Origin of the sequence: Sphingomonas sp. SORGH_AS_0879 (assembly GCF_030819175.1) — a bacterium.
Taxonomy (GTDB): domain Bacteria; phylum Pseudomonadota; class Alphaproteobacteria; order Sphingomonadales; family Sphingomonadaceae; genus Sphingomonas.
This window is the reverse complement of sequence record NZ_JAUTBJ010000002.1, coordinates 3,840,959-3,861,873: the sequence shown is the minus strand read 5'-3', so window position 1 is coordinate 3,861,873 and position 20,915 is coordinate 3,840,959. Positions and strand designations below refer to the sequence as shown.

17 protein-coding genes, 1 other RNA gene and 2 pseudogenes are annotated in these 20,915 nt (G+C 67.3%); 11 read left to right on the top strand and 9 right to left on the bottom strand.

Annotation, left to right across the window (positions count from 1 at the left end):
* The first annotated feature begins 128 nt into the window (after positions 1-128).
* Together hrpB and QE379_RS18065 are read left to right on the top strand one after the other, a co-directional pair.
* Complete coding sequence (hrpB, locus tag QE379_RS18070; RefSeq protein ID WP_307002606.1) at positions 129-2,579, top strand: ATP-dependent helicase HrpB; 2,451 nt, start codon at positions 129-131, stop codon at positions 2,577-2,579.
* Between the two features lie 12 nt (positions 2,580-2,591).
* Positions 2,592-2,873: an ETC complex I subunit gene (locus QE379_RS18065; RefSeq protein ID WP_261269007.1), complete on the top strand. Its 282-nt coding sequence runs from the start codon at positions 2,592-2,594 to the stop codon at positions 2,871-2,873.
* A 270-nt stretch (positions 2,874-3,143) separates the two neighbouring features.
* Here QE379_RS18065 and QE379_RS18060 read toward each other — a convergent pair whose 3' ends face one another.
* Genes QE379_RS18060 through QE379_RS18045 form a run of 4 tightly spaced genes read right to left on the bottom strand, consistent with a single transcriptional unit; the run spans position 3,144 to position 5,835 of the window.
* Positions 3,144-3,662: an NUDIX hydrolase gene (locus tag QE379_RS18060; RefSeq protein ID WP_307002604.1), complete on the bottom strand. Its 519-nt coding sequence runs from the start codon at positions 3,660-3,662 to the stop codon at positions 3,144-3,146.
* An 11-nt stretch (positions 3,663-3,673) separates the two neighbouring features.
* The gene (locus QE379_RS18055; protein ID WP_307002602.1) at positions 3,674-4,339 is read right to left on the bottom strand and encodes a TPM domain-containing protein; all 666 of its coding nucleotides are present in this window, start codon (positions 4,337-4,339) and stop codon (positions 3,674-3,676) included.
* 1 nt (position 4,340) lies between these two features.
* A complete protein-coding gene (locus QE379_RS18050; RefSeq protein WP_373461824.1) occupies positions 4,341-5,231 on the bottom strand; it encodes a YgcG family protein in 891 nt (296 codons plus the stop codon).
* Between the two features lie 10 nt (positions 5,232-5,241).
* Entirely contained in the window at positions 5,242-5,835 is a 594-nt protein-coding gene (locus QE379_RS18045) for a LemA family protein (protein WP_307002600.1), read from the bottom strand.
* A 107-nt stretch (positions 5,836-5,942) separates the two neighbouring features.
* On the opposite strand from QE379_RS18045, the gene mscL reads away from it, so the two are divergent.
* Positions 5,943-6,395 (top strand): large conductance mechanosensitive channel protein MscL, encoded by a 453-nt coding sequence (gene mscL / locus QE379_RS18040; RefSeq protein ID WP_307002598.1) that lies wholly within the window; start codon positions 5,943-5,945, stop codon positions 6,393-6,395.
* A gap of 156 nt (positions 6,396-6,551) precedes the next feature.
* Here the strand turns inward: mscL and QE379_RS18035 are convergent, their stop codons facing one another.
* On the bottom strand, positions 6,552-6,983 hold the full coding sequence (locus QE379_RS18035; RefSeq protein WP_307002597.1) for an Rrf2 family transcriptional regulator: 432 nt from the start codon (positions 6,981-6,983) through the stop codon (positions 6,552-6,554).
* A 37-nt stretch (positions 6,984-7,020) separates the two neighbouring features.
* Here QE379_RS18035 and ssrA point away from each other — a divergent pair.
* Positions 7,021-7,408: a transfer-messenger RNA gene (ssrA, locus tag QE379_RS18030) on the top strand.
* A gap of 320 nt (positions 7,409-7,728) precedes the next feature.
* Here ssrA and mutS read toward each other — a convergent pair.
* A complete protein-coding gene (gene mutS, locus QE379_RS18025) occupies positions 7,729-10,299 on the bottom strand; it encodes a DNA mismatch repair protein MutS (protein WP_307003291.1) in 2,571 nt (856 codons plus the stop codon).
* Between the two features lie 289 nt (positions 10,300-10,588).
* Between mutS and QE379_RS18020 the strand changes: the two are divergent.
* Positions 10,589-12,848: pseudogene (locus tag QE379_RS18020) on the top strand (NADP-dependent malic enzyme).
* An 85-nt stretch (positions 12,849-12,933) separates the two neighbouring features.
* Here QE379_RS18020 and QE379_RS18015 read toward each other — a convergent pair.
* The gene (locus QE379_RS18015) at positions 12,934-13,485 is read right to left on the bottom strand and encodes a GNAT family N-acetyltransferase (protein ID WP_307002595.1); all 552 of its coding nucleotides are present in this window, start codon (positions 13,483-13,485) and stop codon (positions 12,934-12,936) included.
* 544 nt (positions 13,486-14,029) lie between these two features.
* Entirely contained in the window at positions 14,030-15,499 is a 1,470-nt protein-coding gene (pyk, locus tag QE379_RS18010; protein ID WP_307002594.1) for a pyruvate kinase, read from the bottom strand.
* 72 nt (positions 15,500-15,571) lie between these two features.
* Between pyk and QE379_RS18005 the strand changes: the two are divergent.
* A pseudogene (locus tag QE379_RS18005) lies at positions 15,572-15,865 on the top strand (DUF1244 domain-containing protein); the annotation flags it as partial.
* A 152-nt stretch (positions 15,866-16,017) separates the two neighbouring features.
* Positions 16,018-16,278 (top strand): DUF2312 domain-containing protein, encoded by a 261-nt coding sequence (locus tag QE379_RS18000; RefSeq protein ID WP_058746354.1) that lies wholly within the window; start codon positions 16,018-16,020, stop codon positions 16,276-16,278.
* A gap of 196 nt (positions 16,279-16,474) precedes the next feature.
* Here QE379_RS18000 and QE379_RS17995 read toward each other — a convergent pair whose 3' ends face one another.
* On the bottom strand, positions 16,475-17,938 hold the full coding sequence (locus tag QE379_RS17995) for an ATP-binding protein (RefSeq protein WP_307002592.1): 1,464 nt from the start codon (positions 17,936-17,938) through the stop codon (positions 16,475-16,477).
* Positions 17,939-18,009: 71 nt separating this feature from the next.
* On the opposite strand from QE379_RS17995, the gene QE379_RS17990 reads away from it, so the two are divergent.
* The 4 genes from QE379_RS17990 (at position 18,010) to ruvA (ending at position 20,826) form a co-directional block, all read left to right on the top strand.
* Complete coding sequence (locus QE379_RS17990) at positions 18,010-18,549, top strand: DUF1003 domain-containing protein (RefSeq protein ID WP_307002591.1); 540 nt, start codon at positions 18,010-18,012, stop codon at positions 18,547-18,549.
* Between the two features lie 27 nt (positions 18,550-18,576).
* Positions 18,577-19,320, top strand: coding sequence for a YebC/PmpR family DNA-binding transcriptional regulator (locus QE379_RS17985; RefSeq protein ID WP_307002589.1), 744 nt, complete (start codon positions 18,577-18,579; stop codon positions 19,318-19,320).
* 101 nt (positions 19,321-19,421) lie between these two features.
* Positions 19,422-19,940, top strand: coding sequence for a crossover junction endodeoxyribonuclease RuvC (ruvC, locus tag QE379_RS17980; RefSeq protein WP_307002587.1), 519 nt, complete (start codon positions 19,422-19,424; stop codon positions 19,938-19,940).
* A 286-nt stretch (positions 19,941-20,226) separates the two neighbouring features.
* Positions 20,227-20,826: a Holliday junction branch migration protein RuvA gene (gene ruvA, locus QE379_RS17975; protein ID WP_307002585.1), complete on the top strand. Its 600-nt coding sequence runs from the start codon at positions 20,227-20,229 to the stop codon at positions 20,824-20,826.
* The last annotated feature ends 89 nt before the right edge of the window (positions 20,827-20,915 follow it).

Genomic DNA, 20,915 nt, shown 5'->3' with positions numbered 1-20,915 from the left:
GCCCGCGCCCCATCATTCGCCAAGCGGACAGGTTTTCCCTTGGCCTTCGACTTCGCTCAGGCTGAACGGGGGCCGGACGGGGGCACGGGTTCTTCACCCCGCCCCCCAAACCCCCTATCGCAAGCCGCATGACCCTGCCCGTCACCGCCGTCCTGCCCGATCTGCTGGCCGCGCTCGCGAACGCCCCCAATGCCGTCCTCGTCGCCCCTCCCGGCGCGGGCAAGACCACGGCCGTCGCCCCCGCGCTGCTCGACCAGTCTTGGTGCACCGGCGAAGTCTTGCTCCTCTCCCCCCGTCGCCTCGCTGCCCGCGCCGCTGCCGAGCGGATGGCCGTACTGGCCGAGGAGCCGGTCGGCCGCACCTTCGGCTATGCCACCCGCATGGATAGGAAGGTCAGCGCCGCGACCCGCGTGACCGTCGTCACCGAAGGCATCTTCGTCGCGCGCATTCAGGCCGATCCCGAACTGGCGGGCGTCTCGGCGGTGCTGTTCGACGAAGTGCATGAGCGCAGCCTCGACGGCGATTTCGGCCTCGCGCTGGCGCTCGACGCGCAGGCAGGTTTGCGCCCCGACCTGCGGCTGGTCGTCATGTCCGCGACGCTCGACGGCCGCCGCTTCTCCAGCCTGATGGGTGATGCGCCGGTGATCGAGAGCGAGGGACGCAGCCATCCGCTGACCCTACGCCATCTCGGTCGCGCCGCCGAGGCCCGCATCGAGGATTCGGTCGCCGCCGCCATCCGCCGCGCGCTTCAGGACGAAGCAGAGGGCGACATCCTCGCCTTCCTGCCCGGCACCGCAGAGATCGCGCGCACCGCCGAGCGACTCGCGAATCTGCCCGACAGCATCGCGATCCACGAACTCCACGGCTCGCTCGACCCGGCGGCGCAGCGCGCGGCGATCCGGCGTGACCCGGGGGGGCGGCGGCGGATCGTGCTGGCGACCTCGATCGCGGAGACCAGCCTGACGCTCGACGGGGTGCGGATCGTGGTCGACTCGGGGCTGGCGCGCCGCCCGCGCTATGACCGCGCGGCGGGTATGACCCGGCTCGTCACCGAACGCGCCAGCCAGGCCGCCGTCACCCAGCGCGCGGGCCGCGCCGCCCGCCAGTCACCGGGGGTCGCCTATCGCCTGTGGGAAGAGGCGGCGACGGCGGGCCTGCCCCGCTTCGACCCGCCCGAGATATTGGAGGCGGACCTGTCGGCGCTGCTGCTCGGCACGGCATTATGGGGTGTCGGCGATCCGCGCGCGCTCCCTTGGCTCGACCCGCCGCCCGAGGCCGCCGTCGCCGAGGCGCGGGCGCGCCTCACAGTTCTGGAGGCGCTGGACGAGAGCGGCCGCCCGACCGCGCATGGCAAGGCCATCGCCCGGCTGCCCATGCCGCCGCGCTTGGCCCATATGCTGATCCGCAGCGGGGAACGCGGCCTGGCCGCTACCGCCGCCGAGGTGGCCGTGCTGCTGGGCGAGCGCGGCATTGGCGGGCAAGATGTCGATCTGGAACAACGCTTGCGCCGCTGGCGGACCGAACGCGGTCCCAAGGCCGAGGCCGCGCGGGCGATGGCGAAGCGCTGGGCATCACTTGCCCCCAAGCCGGTCGAGCAGGAAGCCTGGGACCATCCGGCGGGGGTGTGTCTTGCGCTCGCCTATCCCGACCGGGTGGCACGGCGGCGGGATGCCACCGGCGAGAATTGGGCCAGCGTCGGCGGGCGCGGCTTTCGACTCGATCCGACCTCGGGGCTCGCGAGTTCGGAATGGCTGGCCGTGGGCGAGACGCAAGGGGCCGCCTCGGGCGCGCGTATCCTGTCCGCCGCGCCGCTCGACCTCGCCACGGTCGAGGCATTGTTTGCCGACCGGATCGAGACGCGGCGCACCGTGACCTTCAATCCCGCGACCGGCGGGGTCGAGGCGTTGCGCGAACGGCGGCTGGGCGGCTTGCGCCTGTCGAGCGGGCCCGATTCGGGCGCATCCCCCGACGCCATTGCCGAAGCGCTGGTCGAGGGGGTGCGGACGCATGGCCTGTCGCTCCTGCCATGGAGCGACGGCGCAGGGGCGTATCGGGCGCGGGCGGCCTATGCCGGGGTGGCGCTGGACGACGAAACGCTGATCGAACGGCTGGACGACTGGCTGCCCGCGCTGGTGGCGGGCAAAAGGCGGCTGGATGCCATCGCGCCCGGCGCGCTGATCGAGGCGGTCCGCCATCTGGTCGACTGGAACGAACAAAGGCGGATCGATTCGATGGCCCCGTCGCATTTCACCAGCCCGGCAGGGAGCAGCCATGCGATTGATTATGCGGCGGAAGGCGGCCCGCGCGTCGAGCTTCGCGTGCAGGCGCTGTTTGGCCTCGCGACGCATCCGGTGATCGGGACCGAGCGGGTGCCGCTGGTCCTCAGCCTGACCTCACCCGCCGGTCGCCCGATCCAGACGACGCGCGACCTGCCCGGTTTCTGGGCGGGAAGCTGGAGCGCGGTGGCCAAGGAAATGCGCGGCCGCTACCCCCGCCATCCCTGGCCCGACGACCCGGCGGCGGCCTCCGCGACGCTTCGCACGAAAAAGGCGGATGCAAGAACCGCCGGTTCGCGATAAGGGACTATGATTATGGCCACTGCTCGCATCTTCCAGCGCCCCAAGAACGCGATGCAATCCGGCAAGTACCGGACCGATCGCTGGCAACTCGAATTCGAATCGACCGAGGCGAAAAAGCCCGATCCCCTGACCGGCTGGGCCGGTAGCGGCGACACGCGGGAACAGGTTCGCCTGACCTTCGCGACGCTGGAGGAGGCGATCGCCTATTGCCAGCGCGAGGGGCTCGACCACCATGTCGTCCCGACGCCGCAAAAGACGCTCAAGCTGCAAAGCTACGCCGACAATTTCCGCTGAGCGGCGCTTTAACCCTTTGTGATGGGGACTAACCCCCGGCGAAGGCCGGGGTCCGGTTTCTTTTGTTCGCGCGAAGCCGCGATGGCGCGAAGAGTTGGAAATGAATTTCGCGCGGAGACGCGGAGGCGCGGAGATGTCGTATCCGGCGGCGCCGCCATCCTGTCATCATCGGTCGTTGAAGAGAGGGTTTCGCTGTCGCGAGCCAGACACCTCTGCGTTCTCCGCGCCTCCGCGCGAACAAACTTCTTCTCTTCGCGCCTTCGCGTGAACTCAAAGACCCAGGATGCCGCCACCCAGCAGCAACAGCATCTTGGCATCCACCGCCACCCCCGCCGCACGGCGTTCGGCGATGAAGGCGGGGACATCGGACAGCTTCACCCGGTGGACGGTGATCCGCTCGTCCGAATCGCCGCCGCCTTCGCCGACCTTCACCAGACCGGTCGCGCGAACCAAGGTGAAGCGCTCCGACGTCATGCCCGGCGACGAACAAAATTCGCCCAAAGCCTCGATCCGCGAAGGACGATAGCCGGTTTCCTCCTCCAGTTCGCGCGCGGCCCCGTCCAGCACCGCCTCGCCCTCGCTTTGGTCACCGATCAGCCCGGCGGGCATTTCCAGGCATGGCGCGCCCAGCGGCACGCGGAATTGCTCGACCAGCAGGATATGGCCGTCCTCCACCGCCAGAATGACGGCGGCGCGGATGTCGCGCGGACGGTGGGCATATTCCCAGGTGCCGCGCTTGCACAAAGCGAGGAAGCGCCCCTCGGCCAGCGTTTCGAGGGGGGCGTCCATACGGGGATCGGTCATAGCGAAATGGGTCTGTCCGGCAGTTCGTTGGTGTCGGCCGCCGTCTTGGGGAAATGCTCGGCCAGCACAAGCCCGATCCGCTCGACCGCCGCGCTCAAGCCTTCGCCGACATTCCCCTTTGCGACATGCGGCAGCATTACCGCCATCGCCCGGCCCCAGGTTTCCGGCCCGACCTTCCCGGTCAGGCCGGAGTCGGCGACGATCTCCGCCATATGCTCGTCCTGCGAGAGGTAGAGCAGCACCCCATAGCGGCTGTCGGTCCGCCGCTCCGCCGAGACGCGGAAGAGGAGGACGGCGCGCGCCCGGACGCGGGCATGGCGGATGCTCCGGGGCACCAGTGCGATGCGGCGCTTCACCGGGCCGAGCAGGGCGACGACGAGGGCGAAGACCAGAATCTGCGCGATCATCAACACCCCCAGGATCAGGTCCTCGCCGGGCGCGCTCCAGCCGTCATGGACCAGCGCCAGCAGCTTCAACCCCAGGCCGGGAAAGAGCGCCGCGAACAACGGCACCAGCAGCATCGCGCCTGCGCCATAGCAGAGCGCGACGTCGCGATACTCGTCCGACCGGCGGGCGACGATGGTCACGATCTCGGCGTCGGTGCTCGCCTCCGCCCGCGCGACGGCGGCAGTGACCAGATCGCTATCGGTATCGCTCAGCATATCACCAGTCCCCCGAGGCGCCGCCGCCGCCGAAATCGCCCCCGCCACCGCCGGTGAAGCCGCCGCCGAACCACGATCCGTCGCTGCCCCCGCCCGACGATCCGCCGCCCGAACTCCAGCCGCCGCCCGATCCGCCGCTGCCCCAGCCGGGGCCCCACAGGATGATCGGCCAGCCGCCACCGCCGCGCCGTCCGCCGCCACCACCGCGATCGTCGTCGTCATCGTCGTGGAAGCGCTGGCCCTGTTTGCGGCGGACCAAGGCCAGGACCACGAAAGCGCCGACGAACACCACCAGCACGATGAGGATCGGAAAGCCGTTGGCGTCACCGCCGCCGCGCCGATGCTGACGGTCGAACTCCTTGGCGGCCTCGGCCACTTTGGCCTGCGCCTCTTCGGGGGAAGCGCGGAGTTGGGCGATGACGGCGTCCGCCCCGGCGCCCAGCGCGCCCGAAATGTCGCTCGACTCGCGAAGGCGAGGCAGCATCAGGGTGCGGATCATCTGCGACGACCAGGCGTCGGTCAGGATCGGCTCCAGTCCGCGACCCACCTCTAGCCGGGGACCGCGCTGGCCCTTGCCCTCATTGGGCGCGACGAACAGGATCGCACCATTGTCCGCGTCCTTCAGCCCGACGCCCCAGGCACGCCCCAGCCGATAGCCATAATCCTCGATGGGATAGCCTTGCAGGTCGGGGATGGTCGCGACCACCAACTGGCGGCCGGTATCCTTTTGCAGGGCCTCCAGCTTCTGTTCGAGCTGTGCCTTGGTCGCGGGGTCGATCTTGTTCGCCGCATCGACGACCAGCCCCTCGAACTTGGGAAAGGTCTGCGCCATGACCGGCATGGCGCAGAGGATCAGCCAGAACCCGAGAAATGGGCGGAACAACCGGGTCATGGGCGACCGATCAGCCGCCGAAATTCACCTTGGGCGCATTCTCGGCCCCCGGCGTGGTCGCCTGATAGGGGGTGATCGGCTTTGCACCATAGAAGACCTTCGCGCCGATCGCATCGGGGAAGGTGCGGATGCGGGTGTTATAGTCCTGCACCGCCTTGTTGTAATCGCCGATCGCGATGTTGATGCGGTTCTCCGTGCCTTCGAGCTGGCTCATGAAGGTCTGGAAATTGTCCTGGCTCTTCAGGTTCGGATAGGCCTCGACATTCGCCAGCAACCGGCCGAGCGAACCGCTGAGTTGCCCTTGCGCCTGTGCGAATTGCTGCATCTTGGCGGGGTCGGAAATATCGTCGGCGCTGACCTGTACCGAGGTCGCCCTGGCGCGGGCGTTGATCACCTCGGTCAGGATCGACTTTTCCGAGGCGGCGGCGCCCTTCACGGTCGCTTCCAGATTGGGGATGAGGTTGGCGCGGCGCTGATAGGCGGCCTGGACATCGGCCCATTTCGCCTTCGCATTTTCCTCCGCCGTGGGCACGCTGTTCATGCCGCAGCCGGACAAAGCGACGGCCATCACGACCGGGGTCAGGGCAAGAACGGGACGACGCATTCGAATATTCCTCCGTCAACTGTCCGACACATATAAGACGCCACAACCGCTTGGCGAAGGGGAAAAGCGACGATAACCTAAAGCAAAGCAAACAGAGGGATTTGGCGATGCTCAAGGAATTTCGCGCCTTCATCGCGCGGGGCAATGTGCTGGACCTGGCGGTGGCGGTCATCATCGGGGCGGCGTTCAGCAAGATCGTCACCTCGCTGACCGACGATGTGCTGATGCCGGTGATCGGCAAGGTTTTCGGCGGGCTGGATTTCTCCAGCTATTTCCTGCGCATGGGGCCGGTCCCGGCCAATTATGCGGGGTCGCTGAGCGACTATGCGGCGCTGAAGAAGGCGGGGGTGCCGCTGCTCGGTTATGGCGCGTTCGTGACGCAGGCGGTCAACTTCGTGATCGTCGCCTTCATCATCTTCCTGCTGGTCCGCACCGTGAATCGCGCGACGACGCTGTTCGAGAAGGAAAAGGCGCAGGCGGCGGCAGAGCCCAAGGCCGAGCCGACCGATATCGCGCTGCTCCGGGAAATCCGCGACGAACTGCGCGCGCGGCGTTCTTGATTGAATTTCCTGAATCACCCCGGCGAAGGCCGGGGCCCAGATGCCACCAAGATCGTGGCGCGCCATGACGTTGCGTGGGAGGCAATGTCATCCTTCACCGCAACTGGACCCCGGCCTTCGCCGGGGTGGCGCGGAGTTGGATGAGGTAAGGGGGATTTACGCCGCCGCCAGCTTCTTGGCGGTGGCATCGGCCAGGCTGGTGCCGTCCAGGATTCGCGCCGTCTCGTCGCGCACCCGCATCATCGCATGGCGGATGGCGCAGTCTGCTTCGCTCTTGCAGTCGTTGCAGGGGCGATAGGCGGTGCGGCTGACGCAGGGGACGAGCGCCAGCGGGCCCTCGATCGTGCGGATGATGTCGCCCAGCGAGATCATATGCGCGGGCCGGGCGAGGCGATAGCCGCCCATCTTGCCCCGCTGGCTGTCGAGCAGTTGCGCGCCCTTCAGATCGGCGAGGATCAACTCCAGGAACTTGCGCGGCACGTTCGCCTCGGTCGCGATTCGCGTCATCGAGGTCGGCGGCCCTGCGACAGGCATCTCCGCCAGGAACAGCATCGCGCGCAACGCATAACGGGACCGCTGAGTCAACATGCAGGCCTCCATGGACCCAAAATGGGGCGAGCGAAAGGCATTTGCGTAAAGTCGTTCGGCTTCCTATATCCATCCGTGCCGGGTTTCACCCGGCTATGACGATAAACTGCGGCGAGTAATAGACGCAGCGGACCCGGGGGCAGTACCCGGCGGCTCCACCATAAAAGGTGGTGTACTTGGACACCGTTTCTGACGGGGCCGAACCAGGATCGACGTGTGTTGAAAAGCGCTGTTTTCGTTCGGAATGGGACCACCGCAACGGCCCATACTCACAAGTGCCAACGATAACGAAGCACTCGCGATTGCGGCGTAATTGAGGGCCTCACGGCCTGACATTACACCAAAATAGCGCGGTCGGACCCCACCGGGCAACAGAAGGGGAATCCAGCGGTACGGGGAGCACCGGGCAACAGAAGCTCCCCACTTTCCTGTTATTGAGAGGCGGATCGGTGTCAGCTCGGGTCTGGCCCCATCGTCCGCTCGCACTGAGCGAAGTCGAAGTGCATGGGGTGCGCTTGCGAGGGGAGACGCGTGGCCTTCGACTTCGCTCAGGCTGAACGGGGTGGGGGGATTTGCCTCATCTACTCTTCGACCCCGGCGAAGGCCGGGGCCCCGTTGCGGTGAGTCATCGAAGGCGGGATGCCAATTGCCTCCCCCTCACCATCGTAGCGCGCCATCGGCTGCGCCGAACCTGGACCCCGGCCTTCTCCGGGGGCGGTAAAGAGGGTAAGGGGGAGGGGGATGCTTACACCTCCCGTGCCAGCGCCTTCAGCCGGTAGAGCGCATCCAGCGCCTCACGTGGGGACAGGGCATCGACGTCGAGTCGCTCCACCTCCGCCCGGATCGCGTCGCACTGTTCCTCCTCGATCTGTGCGGCGGCCGCGAACAGGGGCAGGTCGTCCAGACCCGCCGCCAGCCCGCCGGTCTTGGCGCGTCCCGCCTCCAGCTTGGCCAGCACCGCCTTGGCGCGCGCCACCGTCGCGGGCGGCATGCCCGCCAGCCGTGCCACGGCCAGGCCGTAGGAGCGATCCGCAGGCCCCTCCGACACCTCGTGCAGCAGGACCAGTTCGCCCTTCCATTCGCGCGCACGGACATGGTGAAGCGACAGCGCCTCGCACCGTTCGGCCAGCCGGGTCAGTTCGTGATAATGGGTGGCGAACAAGCAGCGGCAGCGATTATCCTCATGGATCGCCTCCACCACCGCCCAGGCGATGGCGAGGCCGTCATAGGTGGAGGTGCCGCGCCCCACTTCGTCCAGGATCACGAAGCTGCGCGGCGTCGCCTGCGCCAGGATCGCGGCGGTCTCGACCATCTCGACCATGAAGGTCGAGCGTCCGCGCGCGAGGTTGTCCGACGCGCCGACCCGGCTGAACAGCCGGTCGATCAGGCCGATCTTCGCGTGCGTCGCAGGCACATAGGACCCCGCTTGCGCCAGCACCGCGATCAGCGCGTTCTGGCGGAGGAAGGTCGACTTGCCGCCCATGTTCGGCCCCGTCACCAGCCAGAGCCGCGAGGTCTCCGACAGCGAACAGTCATTGGCGACGAACCGCTCGCCCGAGCGCGCCACGGCGGCCTCGACCACGGGATGGCGGCCCCCGGTCACGTCGAAGCACGCATGATCGACCAGTTCGGGCCGCACCCAGCCACCCTCGACCGCGCGTTCGGCCAGCCCGCTCGCCACGTCCAGCCGGGCGAGCGCGTCCGCCGTCGCGGCGATCCCCTCGCGCGAGGCGAGCGCGGCGGCGGTCAGTTCCTCCAGATGCGCGGCTTCGGCGGCGAGCGCATGGGCCCCGGCCTGCGCGACCTTGCTCGCGACCTCGTGCAGTTCCGGCGTGTTGAAGCGGACCACCCCCGCCAGCGTCTGGCGATGGGTGAAGCCCGAGTCCGGCTTCATCAGCGCATCGGCCGAGCGCGCGGGCACCTCGACATGATAGCCCAGCACGCCGTTGTGGCGGATCTTCAGCGCGGTGATGCCGGTCTTCTGGCGGAACTCGGCCTCCAGCGCGGCGATGGCTCGGCGGCCTCCCGCGCCCGCATCGCGCAGATCGTCGAGCGCCACGTCATAGCCCGCCGCGATATAGCCGCCCTCACTCGCCTCGATCGGGGGCGAGGGGACCAGCGCGCGGCGAAGCAGGTCGATCAGCGCGCCATGCCCGCGCAAGCGAGGCGTCGTCTCGCGCAGCAGGGGCGGGCCGTCGGTCAGCTGCTCGGACAGCGCCCAGGCCCCGTCGAGCCCGTCGCGCAACTGCCCCAGATCGCGCGGGGACCCACGCCCCGCCGCGATCCGCCCGATCGCCCGGCCGATGTCCGGCAACGCCCTGAGCGCCGCCCGCAACCGTTCGCGAAGCGCGGCATCGTCATGGAAATGCTGGACGAGGTCGAGCCGTGCCTCGATCGTATCGCGGTCCATCAGCGGCGCGCCGATGTCCCCCGCCAGCGCCCGCGCGCCCGCGCCCGTCACCGTCCGGTCGACCGCGTCGAGCAGCGAGCCCTTGCGCTGGCCATGGGCGGTCTGGGTCAGTTCCAGGCTCTCGCGCGTCGCCGCGTCGATCGCCATGGCTCCGGCCGCTTGGCTCAGGACGGGCGGGCGCAGGAAGGGCAGGGCACCCTTGGCCGTATGGTCGAGATAGGCGACCAAGCCCCCCGCCGCCGACAGCCCCGCCCGGCTGAACTGGCCGAACCCGTCCAGCGTCGCCACGCCATAGAGCCGCTTCAAGCGATCCTCGCCGCTCCCGCTGTCGAAGGTGGAGGAAGGACGCAGCGTGGTGGCCGCATCGACGTGGGCCGCATTCTCGGCGGCGACCACCTCGGCGGCGGCGAGGCGGGCGAGTTCGGCCCCCAGCGCATCGGCCTTCACGTCGATCACCACGAACCGCCCGGTCGAGATATCGGCGGCGGCCAGCGCCACCGCGCCGCCCGCCTCGCCGATCGCGACGCACCAGTTATCGGACCTCGCGTCGAGCAGCGCCTCCTCGGTCAGCGTACCCGCCGTCACCACGCGGACGATCCCGCGCGCGACCAGCGCCTTGGACCCGCCGCGCGCCTTGGCCTCGGCGGGGGTTTCGGTCTGCTCGGCGATGGCGACGCGGTGCCCGGCCTTGATCAGCCGTTGCAGATAGGCGGTCGCGGCATGGATCGGCACGCCGCACATCGGAATCTTCTCGCCGCCATGCTCCCCGCGCGAGGTCAGCGCGATGTCGAGCACGCCCGACGCGATCCGTGCATCGTCGAAGAACAGTTCGAAAAAGTCGCCCATGCGATAGAAGAGCAGGCAATCCTCGGCCTCGGCCTTCAGCGTCAGATATTGCGCCATCATCGGGGTGGGGGTGGTCATCGGGGCGTCGGTTCCAGATTCGAAAACGTCGAGGGCGAAAGAGGCCGAGCCGTTGGCGACGACCCAAGGTGGAGCGGGATGTCGGGCTATAGCGGGCCGACAATCGGCTGGCGAGGCTTGGAGCCGTGGCTCCACACCGCGACCGGCCGATGGTGCGATGCGGCATGACCGGCCGGGCGGCAAAAGTGCCGCGTGACAGGGTTGTCAGCCGTACGCGAAAGCTTCAAGAGCCTTAACGTCCTTAGTATTCACAGCATCGAAGGCCGCGCGCATGTCCGACGAACCCACCGACCAGTTCTCCGAGCGCGAGGCCCTGCTGTTCCATTCCGAGGGACGCCCCGGCAAGATCGAGATCATCGCGTCCAAGCCGATGGCGACGCAGCGCGACCTGGCGCTGGCCTATTCGCCCGGCGTCGCGGTGCCCGTGCTCGCCATCGCCGAAGACCCCGCCACCGCCTATGACTATACCGCCAAGGGCAATCTGGTCGCCGTCATCTCCAACGGCACCGCGATCCTGGGCCTCGGCAATCTCGGCGCTCTCGCCTCTCAAGCCGGTGATGGAGGGCAAGGCGGTGCTCTTCAAGCGCTTCGCCGATGTCGACTCGATCGATATCGAACTCAAGACCGAGGATGTCGACCGGATCATCGACGCGGTCGAATTGATGGAGCCGAGCTTCGGCGGCATCAACCTCGAGGATATCAAGGCCCCCGAATGCTTCATCATCGAGCAGACCCTGCGCGAGCGGATGAACATCCCGGTGTTCCATGACGACCAGCACGGCACCGCGATCATCTGTGCGGCGGGCCTCATCAACGCCTGCCTGCTGACCAAGCGTCGGCTGGACGAGATCAAGGTCGTGGTCAACGGCGCGGGCGCGGCGGCGATCGCCTGCACCGAGCTGATGAAGGCGATGGGCGTCCGGCACGAGAACGTCATCATGTGCGACCGGACCGGCGTGATCTATCAGGGCCGCGAGGATATCAACCAGTGGCAGTCGGCGCATGCCGCCGTCACCGACCGCCGCACCCTGACCGAAGCCCTGTCGGGGGCGGACGTGTTCCTGGGCCTGTCGGCGGCGGGCGCGCTGAAGCCCGAGATGGTCAAGGACATGGCCCCCTCGCCGATCATCTTCGCCATGGCCAACCCGGAGCCGGAGATCCGCCCCGAACTCGCCAAGGCCGCGCGCCCCGACGCGATCGTCGCCACCGGGCGTTCGGACTATCCGAACCAGGTCAACAACGTCATCGGCTTCCCCTTCATCTTCCGCGGTGCGCTCGACGTGCGCGCGACCGGCATCAATGACGAGATGAAGATCGCCGCCGCCAACGCGATCGCCGAACTGGCGCGCCAGCGCGTGCCGGAAGAGGTGGCGCTGGCCTACGGCACGCAGCACAGCTTCGGCCCCGAATATATCATCCCTGCACCGTTCGACCCGCGCCTGATGGAGCTGGTCCCCTCGGCGGTGGCCAAGGCGGCGATGGATTCGGGCGTGGCGACGCGGCCGATCCTCGACATGGATGCCTATCGCCAGAAGCTGCGTGCGCGTCTGAACCCGACCACCTCGGTCCTGACGCTCGCCTATGAGGGCGCGCGCGCGCATCCCAAGCGCGTGCTGTTCGCGGAAGGCGAAGAGGAAGTCGTGCTGCGCGCCGCCATCGCCTTCAAGGAAGGTGGTTACGGCATTCCGGTGCTGGTCGGGCGCGACGATGTCTATGACCGGTTGAAGGCGCTGGGCGTCACCAACCCGCAGGAATATGAAGTCCATAACAGCCGCACCTCCGAGATGGTGCCGCAGATGGTCGACTTCCTGTACGAGCGGCTCCAGCGGCGCGGCTATCTCCGCCGCGATGCCGAGCGGCTGATCAACCAGGACCGCAACATCTTCGGCTCGGTCATGCTGCAACTGGGCCAGGCCGATGCGATGATCACCGGCATCACCCGCACCTATGCGCAGAGCTTCCGCGAGATCCGGCGTGTGATCGACCCCGTCGATGGCAAGGTGCCGTTCGGCATCCACCTGCTGGTCGGGCAGAGCCACACGGTGTTCATCGCCGACACCACGGTCAACGAGCGTCCCTCCGCCGAGGAACTGGCCGACATCGCCGAGCGCACCGCCGCCGTCGCGCGCCGCATGGGGCATGAGCCGCGCGTCGCCTTCCTGTCCTATTCGACCTTCGGCAACCCGGAAGGCCAGTGGATCGACAATATCCGCGACGGCGTGGCGGTGCTCGACCAGCGGCAGGTCGGTTTCGAATATGAGGGTGACATGGCGCCCGACGTCGCGCTGAACCCCAAGCAGATGGCGAACTTCCCCTTCTCGCGCCTGTCGGGCCCGGCGAACGTCCTCATCATGCCGGGGCTCCAGTCGGCGAACATCTCCGCCAAGCTGCTGCGCGAACTGGGCGGCGATTCCATGATCGGCCCGATGCTGATCGGTATGGAAAAGCCGGTGCAGATCGCGCCGATGACCTCGACGGCGGGCGATCTGGTGACGCTGGCGGTGCTGGCAGCGGGCGGCATCGCGCGCTGATTTTCATCGGACGGTACGGAAAGGGGCCGGGCAGCGCGTTTTGCCCGGCCCTTTTTGTGCGAGGTTCGGTCGCTTGCCGAAGCGATCAGGCGGCCCCTGTCCAAGCCGCGGGACGCTCCAGGATCACCCGCACCGCGCGAACATCCCCACCGATCGCCACACAGGGTCGCAGGGCGCGGTCCGTTTCGACAAAGCCCAGCTTGGCAAGCACCCGGCCCGAGGCGGGATTGTCCTCGAAATATCCCGAGGTCAGCGCGGGAAGGCCGAGATGGTCGAAGCCGAAGGCGATGACCGCCCGCGCGGCCTCGGTCATCAGACCGTGTCCCCAATGCGCGGGCGCCAGCCAATAGCCGAGTTCGGCCATATCGGCATGTTCTTGCGGCGTCAGTCCGACCACGCCCACCAGATGATCGGAACCGCGAAGGGTGATGGCCCATACCCATTCCGCAGGCACGATCCGCTCGAGAAAGAATCGGGCGTCGTCCGGAGTATAGGGATAGGGCACGCGCGCCAGCCGACGGGCGACGTCCCAGTCTCCCACCGCGTTCACGATGGCGTCGACGTCACGATCCGCTGGCCGGCGTAGCGACAGTCGCTCCGTTTGCAGGTCGGGGCGGTGATCGAGAAATCTTGGCATGACAGGCTCTCTGCAAGGCATCGGTCCGGATCATGCCTTCGCGGTTCGCATTTGCCGAGGGGCGTTCTTACCGAGCGCTTTGGGGCGGATCGACCTTTATCAAATCAAGAGTTCAAGCGAAGACGCCTTTTTGCGCGCGGAGGCGCGGAGAACGCAGAGAATTCAAGTTCGCGCGGCGGTGCCCCTCACTGATCGTCAGATGAAGAATGAACCCCTGTCGCCCCGCGCACGACATCTCTGCGTCCTCCGCGCCTCCGCGCGAACATAATCTTCGCGCCTTCGCGTCTTCGCGTGAAAATGATTTCCGATCGGCCCTGAGGCCGTTTCACCACGCCCGCTTCGGGAGAGGCGACCATGTGCAGAATGGTGGGGGGTACTTCCCTATCGGAAGGGCGACGCCCCTCCATCAGGCCTTCGGCCTTCCATCTCGCTTTCCAGAGGAGGAGAGGGGCAATGTCGATTGAGCCTAAAAAGGGCGGCAAACGCATCCCCGCGCCGCCGCCCCTTTGTCTGTCCGATCGCCCGCACCGCGCGGACTTGGCGCTTACGCCTCGCTGCGATCCCCATAATTGGCGAGTTCGTCGCCCATGATGCGGGTGACGTGTAGCACGTTGGTCGACCCCGGCGTGCGGAAGGGGACGCCCGCCATCAGCACGACCTGGTTGCCCGCCTCGGCGATGCCGTGGCGCAGCGCCATGCGCTTGGACTTGGCGACCATTTCCTCGAAGGATTCGACGTCGCGGGTGTGGACTGCGTGACAGCCCCAGAGCAGGCCCAGGCGGCGTGCCGTCTCCAACTGCGGCGTCAGGACCAGGATCGGCACCGAGGGCCGCTCACGCGCGACGCGGCGGGCGGTCGATCCGCTGGAGGTGAAGCAGATGATCGCCTTGGACGACACGGTGTTGGTGATCCGGGCCGCCGCCTCGGCCAGCGCGTCGGCGGTGGTGGGGTCGGGGGTCATCGCGGTGAAGTGAATGCGCTCGCCGTGACCGGGATCATTCTCCACCGACACGCCGATCGCGTTCATCATCGCGACCGACTCGACCGGCCACGCACCCGCCGCCGATTCGGCCGACAGCATGATCGCGTCCGCGCCGTCATAGATGGCGGTGGCCACGTCCGACACCTCGGCGCGGGTGGGCGAGGGGCTCTGGATCATCGATTCGAGCATCTGCGTCGCGACGACGACCGGACGGCCCATGCGGCGCGACACCTCGACGATTCGCTTCTGGAGCGGCGGCACCGCCTGGGGCGGCAGTTCGACGCCCAGGTCGCCGCGCGCGACCATCACGCCGTCGCACTGCTCGACGATTTCCTCCAGCCGGTCGATCGCCTGCGGCTTCTCGATCTTGGCGAGCAGTGCGGCGCGCCCCTTGATAAGGCCGCGCGCCTCCATCAGATCCTCGGGTCGCTGGACGAAGGAGAGCGCGATCCAGTCCACGCCCTGTTCGACCGCGAAGGCCAGGTCGGACCGATCCTTCTCGGTCAGCGCGGCCATGGGCAGCACCACGTCGGGGACGTTCAGCCCCTTGTTGTTGGACAGCGCGCCGCCGACCTCGACCAGAGTCGTGATCTTGTCGGCGTCATGGAACGCCACGCGCAGCACGAGCTTGCCGTCGTCGAGCAACAGACGCGCACCCGGCTCGATCGCGGCGAAGATTTCCTTGTGGGGCAGTTCGACGCGGGTCGCATCGCCCGGCGTCGGATCGCGGTCGAGAACGAAAGTGCTGCCGGTTTCCAGCATCACCTTGCCCTCGGCGAACTTGCCGACGCGCAGCTTCGGGCCCTGAAGATCGGCGAGGATCGTGGTCGGGCGACCGAACCGCTCCTCGAGCGCGCGGATCGCCTGGATCAGCGGAACCTTGGACTGCTGGTCGCCATGGCTCATATTGATTCGGAAGGCGTCGGCCCCTGCCTGAAACAGGGTGGCGATCGTTTCGGGATCGCTGCTGGCCGGGCCAAGCGTGGCGAGGACGCGGACTTTGCGTGAACGCGGTGGGAGGGCCTGGGTCATGATCACATCCTGCTTCTTTGCGGCCAGTGTCCTAAAGCCTAATGCGTTACGATCAACCTAGGAGCGACGAATATGGCCGATACCGTGGATGCATTGAATGCAATCGATGACAAAGCAGCGGCGGCGGCGTTTCGGCGGCTGGTCCTGCATTTGCGTCACCGGACGGACGCGCAGAATGTCGATCTTATGGGGCTGGCGGGCTTTTGCCGCAACTGCCTGTCCGACTGGGTGGGCGAGGCGGCCGGGGTCGACAAGGCGACCGCACGCGAAGCGATCTACGGCATGCCCTATGACCAGTGGAAGGCGGAGCATCAGGTTGAAGCGACGCCGGAGCAACTGGCGCGCATGGCCGAAAGCGTGAAGAGAGGAACCGTTAACGCCCGCTTGAGCCGAGGCCCGGAACCGCCTAGACCCGCGCCGATCCCGACATCCGCGCCGGACCGACCTTGCCCCCGGGCGAGGCCTTGGTCGTGGCGGCGGGGTCATGGGGGCAGACAGGATTTCAAAGGGTTAGAGACATGGCGGACGAGAATTTCGACAGCAGCGGCAATGTGACGGCGGACGAACTGCGCCTGCTGATCGAACGCGCGGAGCGGCTGGAAGAAGAGAAGAAGGGCATTTCGGACGACATCAAGGACGTCTTCGCCGAAGCCAAGGCGCGTGGCTATGACCCCAAGGCGATCAAGAAGATCATGCAGATCCGCAAGAAGAAGCGTGAAGAGTATCAGGAAGAGGAAGCCATCCTCGAAGTGTATATGAAGGCGCTGGGCATGATCTGATCCCGGTTCCGGGTTCGGAGATGCGAAGGGCGGCGGGGCTGGTGGCTCCGTCGCCCTTTTTGTTTGGCAGGCTGTGGAACGTGGCCTTCGACTTCGCTCAGGCTGAACGGAGGGGGATATTGTGGCTGCGCGGGAGACCGCCTGCTACCCTACCCCCCGTTCAGCCTGAGCGAAGTCGAAGGCCAAGGGCAAACCCTTACCCCATCTCCGCCGCTTGGGTCGTCCACCCCAGCCGCGGAATCGTGATCGACCGTTTCCCCGTCAGGTCCGTCCGGCACACGAACAAATCCCGGCTCTCGATATAGGCGATCAGCCGCTTCACCCGGCCCAGCGAACTGGTGCCATAGGTTTCGGCGATCTTGGTATCCGGCGGACAGGGGAGCCCCTCGCGCGCGGCGCGCGCGACCAGCAGGAACGCGCCCAGCATATCGTCGGGGAGCATCCCCGCCAGCGCCAGAGCCTCCTGCCAGTCGGGATCGCTGACATCGAAAATTCCCGCCCGCGCGCAGGACAGGCGGCGCGCGAAGCCGTTCAGGTCGAGCGGCGGCCGGGCCAGCCCCGCCATCCGGCAGCGCACCTGGAAATCCTGGAACAGGACCGAGGCAGGGCGGAAGGTCGATTCGGGGTCGTCGACGATGGCGCGCAGCACCTGTTCATAAATCGCCTCGACCTCGCTCTCGTCCATTTCCGGTGCGGGCGGGGCGGCGGTGGTCGGTAGAGGCGGACGCCCCAGATCGGCCATGAGTTCCTCGGCGGGCACCCGGCGCGGGCGCGGGTCGAAGGTCATCGGCAGGGTCGGCGCTTCCTCGACCGGCGCGAAGAGCAGTTCCTGCAAGTCCGGCGGCGGCGCGTCGGGCAGGGGGGTCAGCTTGGGGCTGCCCGACCGCGCCGAGGTCTCGACCGCGCCGATCTTCACCGTGATCGGCCGCCGCGACACGGCGGGTCCGAGCGCCAGAAAGGTGCCCCGCGCCAGGTCGCGGATCGAGTCGGCCTGGCGCCGCTCCATGCCGAGCAGATCGGCCGCGCGTGCCATATCGATGTCGAGGAAGGTGCGGCCCATCAGGAAGTTGGACGCTTCCGCCGCGACATTCTTGGCCAGCTTGGCGAGTCGCTGGGTCGCGATCACGCCCGCCAGGCCGCGCTTGCGTCCGCGACACATGAGGTTGGTCATGGCCGACAGCGACGCGCGGCGGACCTCTTCCGTCACTTCACCGCCGGTGGTGGGAGCGAACAATTGCGCCTCGTCCACCACCACCAGCGCGGGATACCAATGCTCGCGCGGGGCATCGAACAGCGCGTTGAGGAAGGTCGCGGCGCAGCGCATCTGCCCCTCGATCTCCAGCCCTTCGAGACTCAGGACGACCGAGGCGCGGTGTTCGCGAATCCGCGTGGCGAAACGCCCGACCTCGCGTTCGGCATAGTCGCCCGCTTCGATCACGACATGGCCGTAAGCCTTCGACAAGGTGACGAAATCGCCCTCGGGGTCGATCACCACCTGCTGTACCTGGCCCGCCGATTTCTCGAGCAACCGGCGCAGCAGATGCGACTTTCCCGAGCCCGAATTGCCCTGCACCAGCAGGCGGGTCGCCAGCAGTTCCTCAAGATCGATCGGCACCGACGAGCCACGCTCATCGGTTCCCATATCCACGCGTACCGTCATGACTCTGGCGTTTGGCCGATCAACGCCCCAAGGGGCAAGGCATTTGATTCCCCGAAAGGAGCGCCCTGGCCATGGCCCTGTCGACCGCCGCCGAAATCGCCCGCCGCACATTGGGCAAGCCGGCCCATGAACTGGACGAGGAAGAAGCCCAGGTCATCGCCGATATCGAGTCGGGCCAACTCAGCGCGCGCGACGCCGCCGATGTCGCGGACGAGACCTCGACCTGGGGCGAGAAGCTGGCCGATCGGGTCGCGGCGGTCGGCGGAAGCTGGGGCTTCATCATCGCCTTTTCCGTCATTCTGCTGGGCTGGATGCTGCTCAACTCGGATGTGCTCGGCCATTTCGGGCTGGTCTTCGATCCCTATCCGTACATCTTCCTGAACCTGATGCTCTCGACGCTGGCCGCGATCCAGGCGCCGGTCATCATGATGAGCCAGAACCGGCAGTCGGCGAAGGATCGGCTGGCGGCGAGTCTCGACTATCGCACCAATTTGCGCGCCGAGATCGATATCCTCCGGCTGCATCACAAGCTGGACAATGTCGTCACCGAACGGCTCGACTCGCTGGAAGCGAAGATCGACGGGTTGGCAAATGCCCTTGCGCGGTCGTAGAGAGCGCGTTCATCTCAAGAGGCACCGATGGCAGGCCACAGCAAATTCAAGAACATCATGCACCGCAAGGGCGCGCAGGATAAGAAGCGCTCGGCAGCATTTTCCAAGCTTTCGCGCGAAATCACCGTCGCGGCGAAGATGGGCACGCCCGACCCGGACATGAATCCGCGTCTGCGCGCCGCCGTCAACGCGGCCAAGGCGGCGTCGATGCCCAAGGACAATATCGCCCGCGCGATCGACAAGGCCTCGCGCGGCGATGGCGAGAATTACGAGGAAATCCGCTATGAGGGCTTCGGCCCCGGCGGCGTCAGCCTGATCATCGAGGCGCTGACCGACAATCGCAACCGCACCGCGACGAACGTGCGCACCGCGGTGTCGAAGAATGGCGGCAACCTGGGCACCGCCGGTTCGGTCAGCCATGGCTTCGACCGGATGGGCCTCATCAACTATCCCGCCAGCGCGGGCGATGCCGAGAAGGTTTTCGAGGCGGCGCTGGAAGCGGGTGCCGAGGACGTGACCTCCACCGAGGACGGCCACGAGATCTGGACCGCGCAAGGCGATCTGCACGAAGTCGCCAAGGCGCTGGAGCCCGTGCTGGGCGAGGCGGAAGGTGCCAAACTCGCCTGGCGTCCGCAGACCATGGTCGTGGTCGATGAAGCGGCGGCGGCGACGCTGTTCAAGCTGATCGACACGCTGGACGATGACGACGACGTCCAGACCGTCTGGGGCAATTACGAAGTTCCCGACGAAGTGATGGAAAAGCTGGCCTAACCCAATCCTCCCCAGGCTCTGCCTGGGGAGGGGGACCGCGCGGCATAGCCGCGTGGTGGAGGGGCCAGGCGGCACATACTGACCCCTCCCGAAAGCCCGACATGCCTCCACCCCCCGCCATCATCCTCGGCCTCGACCCCGGCCTCGGCACCACCGGCTGGGGGGTGATCGCGGTGGAGGGCAACCGGCTGCGCCACGTCGCCAACGGCCAGATCAAGACCGAGCCGTCGATGGTGCTTCCCCGGCGTCTCGCGAACCTCCACGCCGCGCTCTACGACGTGATCCGCCAGCAACAGCCCGACGGCGCGGCGGTGGAAGAGGTGCTGGGCAACAGCAACGCGCAATCGACGCTGAAGCTGGGCCAGGCGCGCGGCATCGTCCTGCTCGCGGCGGCGCAGGCGGGGCTGGTCGTCGGGGAGTATCACCCCAGCATCGTCAAGAAGGCGACGGTCGGCACCGGCGGCGCGGACAAGAAACAGGTGCAGGCAATGGTCGGCCACTTGCTGCCGGGCGTGAAGCTGACCGGCCCTGATGCGGCGGATGCGCTGGCGGTGGCGATCACCCATGCGCATCATCTGGCCAGCGCGCGGGCGATGCAGCGGCGGGCTTCGGCGATATAGGAATTTTGGTTCGCGCGAAGCCGCGATGCCGCGAAGAAGAAGGTGGTTTCGCGCAGAGGCGCAGAGAGCGCGGAGCTGGCGTCCTGTTTGGCGCATTATCCGCTTCACTCACTGATCGCGATTGAAGGGCCGCTGGCGCGGCGGGCATAACAGCTCTGCGTCCTCTGCGCCTCTGCGCGAACAATCCTTCTTTTCTGTCTTCGCGGCTTCGCGTGAACTGTATTCGCGCGCCCACTCACGCGCCGAAGGGCGTGACGAAAGCCCCGTTTTGTTCTAACCCACTCTCATGATCGCGCATCTCAAGGGACGTTTGGATTCCACCGGTATCGACCATGCCGTCATCGATGTCGGGGGGGTCGGCTATCTGGTCGGCGCTTCGGCGCGCACCCTGTCCGCCATCGGCCCGGTGGGGGAGGCGGCGATGCTGCATACCGAGATGCTGGTGTCGGAGGATTCGATCCGGCTGGTCGGTTTCGCCAGCGCCGATGAGCGCGACTGGTTCCGTTTGCTGACCGGCGTGCAGGGCGTGGGCGCGCGGGTGGCGCTGGCGATCCTGTCGGCGCTGGAGCCCGCCGACCTGATGCGGGCGATCGCCAGCGGCGACAAGGCGATGGTCGCGCGCGCCAATGGCGTCGGGCCCAAGCTCGCCCAGCGGATCGTGATGGAGTTGAAGGACAAGGTCGGCGGGATCGTGCTGGCGCCGGGTTCGGGCGGCGGCATGGCGGCCCCGGTCGGGGCGGGGGCGGACGCGGTGTCGGCGCTGCTCAACCTCGGCTTCCGACCCGCCGAGGCGAGCGCGGCGGTGGCGGCGGCGGAAGAGGAACTGGGGGCGGCGGCCTCACTGGATGCTCTGGTTCGGCTGGCGCTGCGCAAGGCGGCGAAATAGGCGGGGTTGGGGCGTGGGCTTCGACTTCGCTCAGCCTGAAACGGCTGGTGGGATAAGGCTTTTCCAACCTCCGTTCGGGCTGAGCGAAG

Bases quoted from the DNA above. Each gene is read 5' to 3' on its own strand.
- hrpB (WP_307002606.1), top strand. From the start codon at position 129: ATGACCCTGCCCGTCACCGCCGTCCTGCCCGATCTGCTGGCCGCGCTC.
- QE379_RS18065 (WP_261269007.1), top strand. From the start codon at position 2,592: ATGGCCACTGCTCGCATCTTCCAGCGCCCCAAGAACGCGATGCAATCC.
- QE379_RS18060 (WP_307002604.1), bottom strand. From the start codon at position 3,662: ATGGACGCCCCCCTCGAAACGCTGGCCGAGGGGCGCTTCCTCGCTTTG.
- QE379_RS18055 (WP_307002602.1), bottom strand. From the start codon at position 4,339: ATGCTGAGCGATACCGATAGCGATCTGGTCACTGCCGCCGTCGCGCGG.
- QE379_RS18050 (WP_373461824.1), bottom strand. From the start codon at position 5,231: ATGACCCGGTTGTTCCGCCCATTTCTCGGGTTCTGGCTGATCCTCTGC.
- QE379_RS18045 (WP_307002600.1), bottom strand. From the start codon at position 5,835: ATGCGTCGTCCCGTTCTTGCCCTGACCCCGGTCGTGATGGCCGTCGCT.
- mscL (WP_307002598.1), top strand. From the start codon at position 5,943: ATGCTCAAGGAATTTCGCGCCTTCATCGCGCGGGGCAATGTGCTGGAC.
- QE379_RS18035 (WP_307002597.1), bottom strand. From the start codon at position 6,983: ATGTTGACTCAGCGGTCCCGTTATGCGTTGCGCGCGATGCTGTTCCTG.
- mutS (WP_307003291.1), bottom strand. From the start codon at position 10,299: ATGATGGCGCAATATCTGACGCTGAAGGCCGAGGCCGAGGATTGCCTG.
- QE379_RS18015 (WP_307002595.1), bottom strand. From the start codon at position 13,485: ATGCCAAGATTTCTCGATCACCGCCCCGACCTGCAAACGGAGCGACTG.
- pyk (WP_307002594.1), bottom strand. From the start codon at position 15,499: ATGACCCAGGCCCTCCCACCGCGTTCACGCAAAGTCCGCGTCCTCGCC.
- QE379_RS18000 (WP_058746354.1), top strand. From the start codon at position 16,018: ATGGCGGACGAGAATTTCGACAGCAGCGGCAATGTGACGGCGGACGAA.
- QE379_RS17995 (WP_307002592.1), bottom strand. From the start codon at position 17,938: ATGACGGTACGCGTGGATATGGGAACCGATGAGCGTGGCTCGTCGGTG.
- QE379_RS17990 (WP_307002591.1), top strand. From the start codon at position 18,010: ATGGCCCTGTCGACCGCCGCCGAAATCGCCCGCCGCACATTGGGCAAG.
- QE379_RS17985 (WP_307002589.1), top strand. From the start codon at position 18,577: ATGGCAGGCCACAGCAAATTCAAGAACATCATGCACCGCAAGGGCGCG.
- ruvC (WP_307002587.1), top strand. From the start codon at position 19,422: ATGCCTCCACCCCCCGCCATCATCCTCGGCCTCGACCCCGGCCTCGGC.
- ruvA (WP_307002585.1), top strand. From the start codon at position 20,227: ATGATCGCGCATCTCAAGGGACGTTTGGATTCCACCGGTATCGACCAT.